Genomic DNA, 12,632 nt, shown 5'->3' on the forward strand with positions numbered 1-12,632 from the left:
CGACCTCCTGCCCATGGCATGTGCCTTGCTTTGCACTCTGGATCAGGCTCGCACCAACGGCGGCACGGGCCTACGGACAAAGGCGTCGTTCCCCTGCAATGGCCTATACGCCAACCTGGGAAACGGCGCTTTTTTTTCAGAAAAAGGCAGGTATTGATGAACGATCCGCTGGCTTGGGTAAACGGCAGCGATGCCCCGGAAAAGAGCAGCCTGGACCTTGGGTTCATGGCCCTGACCGATTGCGCCTCGCTGGTGGTCGCCGCCACCCAGGGCTTCGCCCAACCCTTTGGCCTCACACTCAACCTCAAGCGCCAAGCGTCCTGGGCCAACCTGCGCGACAAGCTGGTCAGCGGTGAACTGGACGCTGCCCACAGTCTCTACGGGCTGATCTATGCCGTGCACCTGGGCATCGGCGGCGTCGCCCCCAGCCCCATGGCGGTGCTGATGGGGCTGAACCAGAATGGCCAGGGCATCAACCTGTCCCATGGCCTGCAACAGCAAGGGGTGATCACTCCTGAAGCATTGAAACGCCACGTGCACCAAAGCCGGACAAAACTGACCTTCGCCCAGACGTTTCCCACCGGCACCCACGCCATGTGGTTGTATTACTGGCTGGCGAGCCAAGGCATTCATCCCTTGCAGGATGTGAACAGCGTAGTAGTGCCGCCGCCACAAATGGTCGCGCACCTGCAAGCCGGACGTATCGACGGCCTTTGCGTGGGCGAACCCTGGTGCGCCAGCGCAGTGCAACAGAACCAGGGCTTCACCCTGGCGACCAGCCAGGCGATCTGGCCGGACCACCCGGAAAAAGTCCTGGGCTGCACCCAAGCCTTCGTTGACGCGTACCCCAATACCGCACGCGTGCTGGTCATGGCGATCCTGGAGGCCAGCCGGTTTATCGAGCAGAGCCGTGAAAACCGCCGCTCTACCGCCCAGTTGCTCAGTGCCCCTGAATACCTCGATGCGCCTGTGGCCTGCATCGAACCGCGCTTGCTGGGGCACTATGAGGATGGCCTGGGCAACCAGTGGCAGGATTCCCATGCGCTGCGCTTTTTCGCCGACGGCGAGGTGAACCTGCCTTACCTCAGCGACGGCATGTGGTTTATGACCCAGTTCCGGCGCTGGGGCTTGCTGCGTGAAGACCCGGACTACCTGGGCATCGCCCGGCAGGTGCAGCAACTGGCGCTGTACCGCCAGGCGGCCGAGACGCTGGGCATTACCCCAGGCGACTCGGACATGCGCCGCAGCCAGTTGCTCGACGGCAAGACCTGGGACGGCAGCGACCCCGCTGGCTACGCCCGCAGCTTCCACCTGCATGCCCTGGCCGATGACGCCAACCGCCAAGCGCTGCGCTGACAGGAGCCTGACGATGCTGCGAATCCTGTTGATCAACGACACCCCGCGCAAGGTCGGGCGCCTCAAAGCCGCATTGATCGAGGCCGGCTTTGAGGTGATCGATGAGTCCGGCTTGACCATCGACCTGCCCGCACGCGTCGAAACAGTGCGCCCGGATGTGATCCTGATCGATACCGAGTCACCCGGGCGCGATGTGATGGAGCAAGTGGTGCTGGTCAGCCGCGATCAGCCCCGGCCCATCGTGATGTTTACCGACGAGCACGACCCGAATGTGATGCGCCAGGCCATCAAGTCCGGCGTCAGTGCCTATATCGTCGAAGGCATCCAGGCCCAGCGCCTGCAACCGATCCTCGATGTGGCCATGGCGCGCTTCGAGAGTGACCAGGCCCTGCGCGCCCAGCTGCATGCCCGCGACCAGCAACTGGCCGAACGCAAGCGCATCGAATTGGCCAAGGGCCTGTTGATGAAGATGAAGAGCTGTAACGAAGAAGAGGCCTACACCCTGATGCGCCGCCAGGCCATGAGCCGTCAACAGAAACTGATCCAGGTGGCAGAGCAGATTATTGCCATGAGCGAGTTGCTCGGCTGATGTGGCTCAGCTTGATGGTTCCCACGCTCCTGCGTGGGAACGCCGCCAGGGACGCTCCGCGTCCCGCCATGCGCCGCTGATGGCGCAAGCGAGAGGTGTGAATAATTCGGGTTGGCGCAGGACTTGCTAAGCATTCACCACAGGTAGCCAACGGCGGTTGCCCCCTCCACGACAAAGACGTCGCCCACCCGGTTTGCCCTCGCGAACCCGGTGGCGGCGTTTTTTCGTTTCTAGACCCCAACCGTTGAGGTGCGTGATGAAATCAAGCTTCTGGAAATCCGGGCACACCCCGACCCTGTTTGCCGCGTTCCTGTATTTCGACCTGAGCTTCATGGTCTGGTACCTGTTGGGCCCCCTGGCGGTGCAGATTGCCGCTGACTTGCACCTGACCACCCAACAGCGCGGCCTGGTGGTGGCCACGCCGATCCTGGCGGGCGCGGTACTGCGCTTCTTGATGGGGATGCTGGCCGACAAGCTGTCGCCCAAGACCGCCGGGCTGATTGGCCAGGTGATTGTGATCGTGGCGCTGTTCTGCGCCTGGAAACTGGGGATCCACAGCTACGAACAAGCGTTGCTGCTGGGCATGTTTCTGGGCATGGCCGGTGCGTCCTTCGCGGTCGCCCTGCCTTTGGCGTCCCAGTGGTACCCGGCGGAGCATCAGGGCAAGGCCATGGGCATCGCCGGCGCCGGTAACTCCGGCACCGTGTTTGCCGCGCTGTTGGCGCCCGTGCTGGCGGCCGCGTTTGGTTGGAGTAACGTGTTCGGCTTTGCGCTGATCCCACTGGTGCTGACCCTGATCGTGTTCGCCTGGCTGGCGCGCAATGCGCCTGAACGGCCGAAAGCCAAATCCATGGCCGACTACTTCAAGGCCCTGGGCGACCGCGACAGCTGGTGGTTCATGTTCTTCTACAGCGTGACCTTCGGCGGGTTTATCGGCCTGGCCAGCGCCCTGCCCGGCTACTTCAACGACCAGTACGGCCTGAGCCCGGTGACCGCCGGCTACTACACCGCCGCCTGTGTGTTCGGCGGCAGCCTGATGCGCCCATTGGGCGGCGCCCTGGCAGACCGGTTCGGCGGGATCAAAACCTTGCTCGGCATGTACAGCGTGGCGGTGATCTGCATTGCGGCAGTGGGGTTCAACCTGCCCAGTTCCTACGCGGCGCTGGCGCTTTTCGTCTGCACCATGCTCGGCCTGGGCGCCGGCAATGGCGCGGTATTCCAACTGGTGCCGCAGCGTTTTCGCAGTGAGATCGGCGTCATGACCGGCCTGATCGGCATGGCCGGTGGCATCGGCGGCTTCGCCCTCGCGGCGGGCATGGGCGCCATCAAGCAGAGCACCGGCAGCTATCAACTGGCCCTGTGGTTGTTCGCCAGCCTCGGTGTGCTGGCCTGGTTCGGCCTGCATGGGGTGAAACGGCGCTGGAGAACCACCTGGGGTTCGGCCGCCGTGACCGCCGCCCGCGTCTGATGAGCTTACAACTGAGCGTCGCCCAGGCCAGCGCCATCGGCCCACGCAGCGAAAACCAGGATGCGCTGCGGGTGGTCACGCCCATGGCGGAACTGGCCGCGAGCAAAGGCTACCTGTGCGCACTGGCCGATGGTGTGAGCCAATGCGCCGACGGTGGCCTGGCCGCACGCTCGACCTTGCAGGCCCTGGCCCTGGACTACTACGCCACGCCACAAACCTGGAGCGTGGCCCAGGCGCTGGAACGTCTGTTACTGGCGCAGAATCGCTGGTTGCAAGCCAACGGCGGTGGGCAACCGTTGCTCACCACCCTCAGCGCCCTGGTGTTTCGCGGCCAACGTTTTACCCTGGCCCATGTCGGTGATTGCCGGGCGTACCGATGGCTTGACGGCGAGTTGCAGCGCATCAGCGAAGACCATGTGTGGGAACAGCCGGGCATGCAACATGTGCTCAAGCGCGCCCTCGGCCTGGATCAGCACCTGGTGCTGGACTTCCTCGATGGTCCATTGCGCGAGGGCGAGTGTTTCCTGCTGCTCAGCGACGGGGTATGGGCCACGCTGGGCGATCACAACATCGGCGCGATCCTGCGCGAGCAAAACGACCTCGACCTGGCCGTCAACACCCTGGTCAACGCGGCCCACCTGGTGGGTAGCCAAGACAACGCCAGCGCCTTGCTGGTGCGCATCGATCAACTCGGCGCCGCCACCCTCGGCGACGCCCTGGTGCAGTTGCAACAATGGCCACTGCCGCCACCGCTGAAAGTCGGGCAAACCTTTGAAGGCTGGCAGGTGCAAAGCGTGCTGGCGCAGAGTCGCCAGTCGTTGCTCTACCGCGTGCACGACGCCCAGGGGCAACCCTGGCTGCTCAAGACCTTGCCGTTGCGTTGCGAGGATGCCGATGCGGCCCAGGCCTTGTTATCGGAGGAATGGTTTCTGCGCCGGGTGGCCGGCCGCGCCTTTCCCGAGGTGCATGCCGCCAGCGGTCGTCAACATTTGTACTACGTGATGCGCGAATACGCCGGGCAAACCCTGGCCCAACTGTTCCAACAACAGGGCCCGCTGCCGTTGGCGCAATGGCAGTCGATTGCCGAACGCTTGCTGCGCGCCGTGGGCCTGTTGCATCGCCGGCAGATCCTGCACCGCGACATCAAGCCGGAAAACCTGCTGCTGGGAGAAGATGGCGAACTGCGGGTGCTGGACTTTGGCCTGGCCTATTGCCCCGGGCTCTCAGAGGACCGTGCCCACCTGCTGCCCGGCACCCCAAGCTTCATCGCGCCCGAGGCGTTCGCTGGCGAGCAGCCTACGGCGCAACAGGATTTGTATAGCGTCGGCGTGACCTTGTATTACCTGCTGACCGGGCATTACCCCTACGGTGAAATCGAGGCCTTCCAACGGCCCAGGTTTAACCAGCCCGTCAGCGCCAGCCGTTATCGCCCCGACTTGCCAGAGTGGTTACCACACAGCCTGGAACGAGCGGTGACCGCTGCCCCGGCCCAACGTTATGAAACCGCCGAAGAATGGCTGTTGGTGCTGGAGCAGGCCGACCGCCGCGAATTGAGCCTACGCCCACGGCCTTTGCTCGAACGCGAACCCTTGAAGGTCTGGCAAACCCTGGCGGTGGCTTCGCTGCTGCTCAATCTGGTGCTGCTGTACTGGCTGCTGCACCACTAACGGGCAGAATCCGCCGGTTCTTCCTATAAACGCCCAGTAAAACTGAGGCTATAGTGACTTGGCACAGCTGCTGCATTAGCTTTCCAACACCCCACATATAGCCGCTCCTTCAACGACGAAGGGCCGAGCTTCCCGAGAGAACGGGACCAGGACAAAGGCGTCCTCGCTAGCTGACTAGCGGGGACGCCTTTTTTGTTTGCGCACGATTTGTCGAGCCATTGCGGAGAACGACATGAAAAAACTCAAACTGGTGATGATCGGCAACGGCATGGCCGGGGTTCGCACCCTGGAAGAACTGCTCAAGCTGAGCAACGAGCTGTACGACATCACCGTGTTCGGCGCCGAGCCTCACACCAACTACAACCGCATCCTGCTGTCGCCGGTACTGGCCGGTGAGCAAACCTTCGAAGAGATCGTGCTCAACGACCTGGATTGGTACCTGGACAACAACGTCAAGCTGCTGCTCAACCGCAAGGTGGTGCAGATCGACCGGGTCAAGCGCAAAGTCATCGCCGAAGACGGCACCGAGGCCGAGTATGACCGCCTGCTAATCGCCACCGGTTCCACACCGTTTATCCTGCCGATTCCCGGCAATACCCTGCAGGGCGTGATTGGCTACCGCGACATCGCCGACACCCAGGCGATGATCGACACCGCCAAGACTCACAAGCATGCAGTGGTGATCGGCGGCGGCCTGCTCGGCCTGGAAGCGGCCAACGGCCTGATGCTGCGCGGCATGCACGTGACGGTGGTGCACATCGGTGAATGGCTGCTGGAGCGGCAACTGGACAAGACCAGCGGCCAGCTACTGCAAACCGAACTGGAAAGCCGCGGCCTGGTGTTTCGCCTGTGCGAGCAAACCCAGGCCCTGCACGATACCGGCAATGGCCGCGTCGGCTCGGTGCAGTTCAAAAATGGCGACATCATCCCCGCCGACCTGGTGGTGATGGCTGCCGGCATCCGCCCCAACACCGAACTCGCGGAAAAGTCGGGCATCCCCTGCAACCGTGGGATCCTGGTCAACGACACGATGCAAACCTACGACCCGCGCATCTATGCCATCGGTGAATGCGCCAGCCATCGCGGCATCGCCTATGGCCTTGTGGCGCCCTTGTTCGAACAGGCCAAGGTCTGCGCCAACCACCTGGCCCAATTGGGTTTTGCCACGTACAAAGGCTCGGTGACCTCGACCAAACTGAAAGTCACCGGCATCGACCTGTTCTCCGCCGGCGACTTCATGGGCGGCGAAGGCACCGAGACCATCACCCTCTCCGACCCGATTGGCGGCGTGTACAAAAAGCTGGTGATCAAGGACGACATCCTGGTCGGCGCCTGCCTGTACGGCGATACCGCCGATGGCGGCTGGTATTTCCGCCAGATCCGTGAGAACCACGCCATCGGTGAAATCCGCGATCACCTGATGTTCGGTGAAAATGCACTCGGCGATGTCGGCCACCAAGGCCAGGACAAAGCCATGAGCATGGCCGACAGCGCCGAAGTCTGCGGCTGCAATGGCGTGTGCAAGGGCACCATCGTCAAGGCGATCCAGGAACAAGGGTTGTTCAGTGTCGATGAGGTGAAAAAACACACCAAGGCCGCCAGTTCCTGCGGTTCCTGTGCCGGGTTGGTCGAACAGATCCTGATCAACACCGTGGGCGGCGCCGCCGACGTCAAACCCAAAAGTGAAAAAGCCATCTGCGGCTGCAGCGACCTCAACCACGGGCAGATCCGCCAGGCCATTCGCGAGCAGCACCTGCTGACCATCGACAGCACTATGCGTTACCTGAACTGGCGTACCCCCAATGGCTGCGCTACCTGCCGCCCGGCGCTCAACTATTACCTGATCTCCACCTGGCCCGGCGAAGCCAAGGACGACCCGCAATCGCGGCTGATCAACGAACGGGCCCACGCCAATATTCAAAAGGACGGCACCTACTCCGTGGTACCACGGATGTGGGGCGGCATTACCAACCCTTCGGAGCTGCGCCGCATCGCCGACGTGGCCGACAAGTACAACGTGCCGATGGTCAAGGTCACCGGCGGCCAGCGCATCGACTTGCTCGGTATCAAGAAGCAGGACTTGCCAGGGGTGTGGAAGGACCTGGATATGCCGTCCGGGCATGCCTACGGCAAGTCCATCCGCACCGTCAAAACCTGTGTGGGCAGCGAGTTCTGCCGGTTTGGTACGCAAAACTCGACGCAACTGGGCATCGAGTTGGAGCATGACCTGTTCAATATGTGGTCGCCCCACAAGGTCAAGTTGGCGGTGTCCGGTTGCCCACGCAACTGCTCGGAAGCGGGCATCAAGGACGTAGGCATTATCGGCGTCGACTCGGGCTGGGAGATGTACATCGGCGGCAACGGCGGGATCAAGACGGAAGTGGCGGAGTTCTTCGTCAAGTTAAAAACCGCCGAGGAAGTGCGCGAATACAACGGCGCGTTCCTGCAGTTGTACCGCGAAGAAGCCTTCTACCTGGAGCGCACCGTGCACTACCTGCAGCGAGTGGGCATGGAACATATCAAGAAGGCCGTGCTGGAAGACCCGGAGCGCCGCCAGGCCCTCAATGAGCGTTTGCAGTTCTCGTTGTCATTCGAGCAGGACCCGTGGAAGGAACGCCTGGAACAGCCGCTGCTGAAAAAGGAATTCGACGTGATCCCTGTCAAACACCTGGAGGTCTCGCTATGAACTGGCTGGATATCTGCGCCCTCGATGAAATCAATGCCTTGGGCTCGCGCATAATCAGCGGGCCGAAAGGTGACATCGCGATTTTTCGCACCAGTGACGACGAAGTCTTTGCCCTCGACGACCGCTGCCCGCACAAGGGCGGGCCGCTGTCCCAAGGCTTGATCTATGGCAAGCGGGTGGCCTGCCCCTTGCACAATTGGCAGATCGACCTTGAGTCCGGCCAAGCCCAGGCCCCGGATATCGGCTGTGCCCACCATCATCAGGCCCGGGTCGAAAACGGCCGGGTGATGCTGGCCCTGCGGGACGCGGGTTGATGAACCGCCAGATCACCGCGTCCACCTGTTGTTATTGCGGGGTGGGCTGCGGCGTGCTGATCGAGCATGACGGCGAACAGATCCTGGGGGTGCAAGGCGACCCCAGCCATCCGGCCAACTTCGGCAAGTTGTGCAGCAAAGGTGCCAGCCTGCACTTGACCGGCGACTTGAGCGCCCGTGCGCTTTACCCGCAATTGCGCTTGGGCAAAGCACTGGCACGCACCCGCACCGACTGGGACACCGCCCTGGAGCATGCGGCCAACGTGTTCGCCGATACCATTGCCGAACACGGGCCCGACAGTGTGGCGTTCTATATCTCCGGGCAACTGCTGACCGAGGACTACTACAGCTTCAACAAGTTGGCGCGGGCGTTAGTGGGCACCAACAATATCGACAGCAACTCTAGGCTATGCATGTCTTCGGCGGTGGTCGGCTACAAGCGCAGCCTGGGCGCCGATGCACCGCCGTGCAGTTATGAAGACCTGGAAAACAGCGACTGCGTGATGATCGTCGGCAGCAATATGGCCTACGCCCACCCGGTATTGTTCCGACGCCTGGAGCAAGCCAAGGCGCAGCGCCCGCAGATGAAAGTGCTGGTGATTGACCCTCGGCGTACCGACACCTGCGACTTGGCCGACCTGCATCTGGCGATCTTGCCGGGCACGGATGTGGCATTGTTCCACGGGATTTTGCATCTGTTGCTGTGGGAAGACTGGGTCGACCGCGCGTTTATCCAGGCCCACACCGACGGCTTGGCCGAACTCAAGCGCCTGGTGCATGACTACACGCCGCAGATGGTCACGCAGCTGTGCGGCATCAGCGTCGAACAGTTGCGCCTGTGTGCGCAATGGGTCGGCACCTCCAGCAGCTTTTTGTCGCTGTGGTGCATGGGGCTTAACCAATCCACCGCCGGCAGCGCCAAAAACAGTGCGTTGATCAACCTGCATTTAGCCACGGGGACCATTGGTCGCCCGGGCTGCGGGCCGTTTTCCCTGACCGGCCAACCGAACGCCATGGGCGGGCGCGAAACCGGCAGCCTGTCCAATTTGCTGCCAGGCCACCGCGACGCGGCCAACCCTGAACACCGCGCTGAAGTGGCGGCCTATTGGGGCGTGGAGCAACTGCCAGCGACCACCGGCCTTACCGCCATCGAACTGTTTGAACAGGTGCAGGCTGGCAAGATCAAGGCGCTGTGGATCGCCTGTACCAACCCAGCCCAATCCCTGCCCGACCAGAACGCGGTGCGCGCCGCCTTGGCCGCGTGCCCGTTCGTGGTGTTGCAGGAAGCGTTTCGCACCACCGAAACCGCCGCCTATGCCGACCTGCTACTGCCCGCCGCCAGTTGGGGTGAAAAAGACGGCACGGTGACCAACTCCGAGCGGCGTATTTCCCACGTGCGCCGCGCCATCAACCCACCGGGTGAAGCACGCGCGGACTGGGCGATCACGGTGGATTTCGCCCAGCGCCTGGAGCGTCGTCTGCGCCCAGGGTTGCCGAGCCTGTTCGCCTTTGAACAAGCGGCGCAGCTGTTTGATGAATTCAAGCCACTGACTCAAGGCCGTGACCTGGATATGTCCGGCATCAGCCATGCCCTGCTCGACCGGCTCGGCCCGCAGCAGTGGCCGTTTCCCGAGGGTGCGCAGGCGGGTACGTCGCGCTTGTACACCGACGGTATTTTCCCCACTGACACTGGCCGGGCGCGGTTTGTCGCCGAGCCTTATCGCGCCGCCAAAGAACAACGCGATGCGCGATTCCCGTTGACCCTGATCACCGGCCGCTTGCGTGACCAATGGCACGGCATGAGCCGCACCGGCACGGCAGCGCAGTTGTTCGGGCACGTCAGTGAGGCGCTGTTGAGCCTGCACCCGGACGAGCTGCGCCGTCACCGCTTCAAAGAGGGTGACCTGGTCAGCCTGAAAAGCCGTCGCGGCAGCGTGATCGTCGCCGTCGGCAGCGATAACAATGTGCGCCCCGGCCAAGCGTTCCTGCCCATGCACTGGGGCGACCGTTTTCTCAAGGGCGGCGTCAATACCCTCACGCAACCGGCGTTCGACCCGTTGTCCAAGCAGCCGGAGCTCAAGCACAGCGGCGTGCGCCTGGAAGCGGTGCAACTGCCATGGCAGCTGTTTGCGCTGATCGAAGGCGATGTGCAGCAGCACTTCGAAGCCTTGCGCCCACTGTGTGAAACCTTTGCCTACGTCAGCCTGAGCCTGGCCGGCCGTGAACGCCCCGCGCTGCTGGTGCGCGCCGCGCATACCGAGGCGCCCAACCTGCAACTCTTGACCCGCATCGACCACCTGCTGGGCCTCAACGACGGCCCGGTAATGGCCTATGACGACCCGCGCCGCTCAATTGGCAAGCGCGTGAAAATCGAGAAAGGCCGCATTACCGCCCTGCGCCTGGCCGGCGAAACCCTGGCCCGTCACTGGCTGCAAAGCCTGTGGCTGGAAGGCCGCGCCGACGAGCAACTGCGGCGCTGGTTACTGGCGCCCTTGAGCGCGCCACCGGGCGGTACCACGGCCAGCAATAAGATTGTGTGCAACTGCAAGAACGTCAGCGAAAGCGCCGTGTGTGCCGGTATCGGCAGCGGTCTGGACCTGGATGGCCTCAAACAGGCCCTGGGCTGCGGCACCCAATGCGGCTCCTGCGTGCCGGAAATCAAACGTCTTTTGGCCAGCAATCCGCAGCCAATCGCCATCAGTGTGTAAGGGGAACAACATGAGCGCAAAAGTATGGCTGGTAGGCGCAGGGCCTGGTGACCCGGAGTTGCTGACGCTCAAGGCGGTCCGGGCTCTGCTGGCAGCGGACGTCGTGTTGATTGATGATCTGGTCAACCCGGCAGTACTGGAACATTGCGCCAGCGCCCGGGTGATTACCGTCGGCAAGCGCGGCGGCTGCCGCTCTACCCCGCAGGATTTTATTCACCGCCTGATGTTGCGTTATGCACGCCAGGGCAAGTGCGTGGTACGCCTTAAAGGCGGTGACCCGTGTATTTTTGGCCGCGGTGGCGAAGAGGCAACCTGGCTGCGCGAGCGTGGAGTCGAGGTGGAATTGGTCAATGGCATCACCTCAGGGCTGGCCGGGGCGACCCAGTGTGACATCCCTTTGACCTTGCGCGGAGTGAGCCGTGGAGTGACCTTGGTCACGGCGCATACCCAGGATGACAGTAGCTTGAACTGGCGTGCGCTGGCGGAGGGTGGCACCACGCTGGTGGTGTATATGGGCGTGGCCAAGCTTGAAGAAATCCGCGAGGAGTTACTCAACGGCGGCATGGCTGCGGATATGCCGGTGGCAATGATCGAAAACGCTTCGTTGCCCCAACAACGGGAATGTCGCAGCTCGCTTGCGGCCATGCATGAAGCTGCAAAAGACTTTGCACTGAAGAGCCCGGCCATCCTGGTGATTGGCCAGGTTGCCGGCGCCGCACAGATGGCTGGCATCGCCGCTGCGGCAAGCGCCTGAGTCAAATCGCAGACGAAAAAAAGCCCGGCCTGAGCCGGGCTTTTCTTTACTACTCAGTAATTACTGAGCGGTAGCTTCAACCGACGCTTCTACGCGACGGTTAACAGCGCGACCAGCTTCAGTTGCGTTGTCAGCAACTGGGCGGGATTCGCCGTAACCAACAGCAGTTACACGGCTAGGAGCAACGCCGTCTTTAACCAGGACTTGCTTAACAGCGTCAGCACGACGCTGGGACAGCTTCTGGTTGTAAGCGTCTGGACCTACGGAGTCAGTGTGACCAGCAACTTCTACGTTGGTAGCTGGGTACTGAGCCATGAAGTCGGCCAGGTTTTTAACGTCGCCGTAGCTGTTAGGCTTAACAACGGCCTTGTCGAAGTCGAACTTAACGTCCAGCTCAACACGAACAACCTGAGCAACCGGAGCTTCTGGCTCTGGAACTGGCTCTGGAGCTGGTGCTGGGGTAGGAGCTGGAGCAGCTGCGCCAGCGTTACCGCCGAAGTTCACGCCCAGGCCAACCAGTGCGGAGTAGTCCCACTTGCCGTTGTCCAGACCGTAGTCAGCTTCAACACCAGCACGAGCGTACAGGTTGTTGGTGAAGTAGTACTTCACGCCGGTACCGATGGTAGCGAAAGTGGTCTGATCGCGACCGGTGTGGCCGTCAGCGCGCACGTTGCCACGGCTCTGGTGGCCGAAACCGCCTTCAACGTATGGACGCAGGCTATCAACGCCAGCCTGACCGAAGTGGTACTGAGCAACGAGGCTGCCAGTGTCACCCTTGATCTTCTGGCTGCCAGTGCCGTCGTTCGAACGGGTGTGGTTGGTCTTGTCGTACGACAGATTCAACGACAGATCGTCGGTCAGGAAGTAACCAATGCGAGCGCCTGGGTTGAAGCCGTCTTCGATGTGCTTAACGCTATCGTTGTACTGCTTCTTGTAGAACAGCTCGCCTTCAACTGCGCCTTGGCCTTGTGCCAGAACGCCGAAAGAAGTAGCGGCAATAAGAGAACCAATGGCCAAGCCCAAGGTGTTTTTCAGTTTCATCCGTTAAATCCCCATCTGGTGATTGTAAAGCAGTCCCACAAACCGGGGG

9 protein-coding genes are annotated in these 12,632 nt (G+C 62.2%); 8 read left to right on the forward strand and 1 reads right to left on the reverse strand.

What is annotated here, in order from left to right; genetic code table 11:
• The first annotated feature begins 156 nt into the window (after positions 1-156).
• The 8 genes from V8689_RS20950 (at position 157) to cobA (ending at position 11,542) form a co-directional block, all read left to right on the forward strand.
• On the forward strand, positions 157-1,356 hold the full coding sequence (locus tag V8689_RS20950; RefSeq protein WP_056786707.1) for a CmpA/NrtA family ABC transporter substrate-binding protein: 1,200 nt from the start codon (positions 157-159) through the stop codon (positions 1,354-1,356).
• A 13-nt stretch (positions 1,357-1,369) separates the two neighbouring features.
• Entirely contained in the window at positions 1,370-1,945 is a 576-nt protein-coding gene (locus V8689_RS20955) for an ANTAR domain-containing response regulator (RefSeq protein WP_056786710.1), read from the forward strand.
• Between the two features lie 256 nt (positions 1,946-2,201).
• Positions 2,202-3,413: a nitrate/nitrite transporter gene (locus V8689_RS20960; RefSeq protein ID WP_032903097.1), complete on the forward strand. Its 1,212-nt coding sequence runs from the start codon at positions 2,202-2,204 to the stop codon at positions 3,411-3,413.
• Positions 3,413-5,080: a bifunctional protein-serine/threonine kinase/phosphatase gene (locus V8689_RS20965; RefSeq protein ID WP_056786713.1), complete on the forward strand. Its 1,668-nt coding sequence runs from the start codon at positions 3,413-3,415 to the stop codon at positions 5,078-5,080. Before V8689_RS20960 ends, V8689_RS20965 begins: the two co-directional genes overlap by 1 nt.
• 232 nt (positions 5,081-5,312) lie before the next feature.
• On the forward strand, positions 5,313-7,766 hold the full coding sequence (nirB, locus tag V8689_RS20970; RefSeq protein WP_056786717.1) for a nitrite reductase large subunit NirB: 2,454 nt from the start codon (positions 5,313-5,315) through the stop codon (positions 7,764-7,766).
• The gene (nirD, locus tag V8689_RS20975; protein WP_003193279.1) at positions 7,763-8,080 is read left to right on the forward strand and encodes a nitrite reductase small subunit NirD; all 318 of its coding nucleotides are present in this window, start codon (positions 7,763-7,765) and stop codon (positions 8,078-8,080) included. The genes nirB and nirD overlap by 4 nt, the downstream gene beginning before the upstream one ends.
• Entirely contained in the window at positions 8,080-10,788 is a 2,709-nt protein-coding gene (locus V8689_RS20980) for a nitrate reductase (RefSeq protein ID WP_056786720.1), read from the forward strand. Before nirD ends, V8689_RS20980 begins: the two co-directional genes overlap by 1 nt.
• Before the next feature lie 10 nt (positions 10,789-10,798).
• Positions 10,799-11,542 (forward strand): uroporphyrinogen-III C-methyltransferase, encoded by a 744-nt coding sequence (gene cobA / locus V8689_RS20985; RefSeq protein ID WP_056786723.1) that lies wholly within the window; start codon positions 10,799-10,801, stop codon positions 11,540-11,542.
• Positions 11,543-11,602: 60 nt separating this feature from the next.
• Here cobA and V8689_RS20990 read toward each other — a convergent pair whose 3' ends face one another.
• Positions 11,603-12,583, reverse strand: coding sequence for an OmpA family protein (locus V8689_RS20990; RefSeq protein WP_056786725.1), 981 nt, complete (start codon positions 12,581-12,583; stop codon positions 11,603-11,605).
• Positions 12,584-12,632: the final 49 nt, after the last annotated feature.

The organism is Pseudomonas sp. AK181, from assembly GCF_051122975.1.
Classification (GTDB): Bacteria; Pseudomonadota; Gammaproteobacteria; order Pseudomonadales; family Pseudomonadaceae; genus Aquipseudomonas; species Aquipseudomonas lactis.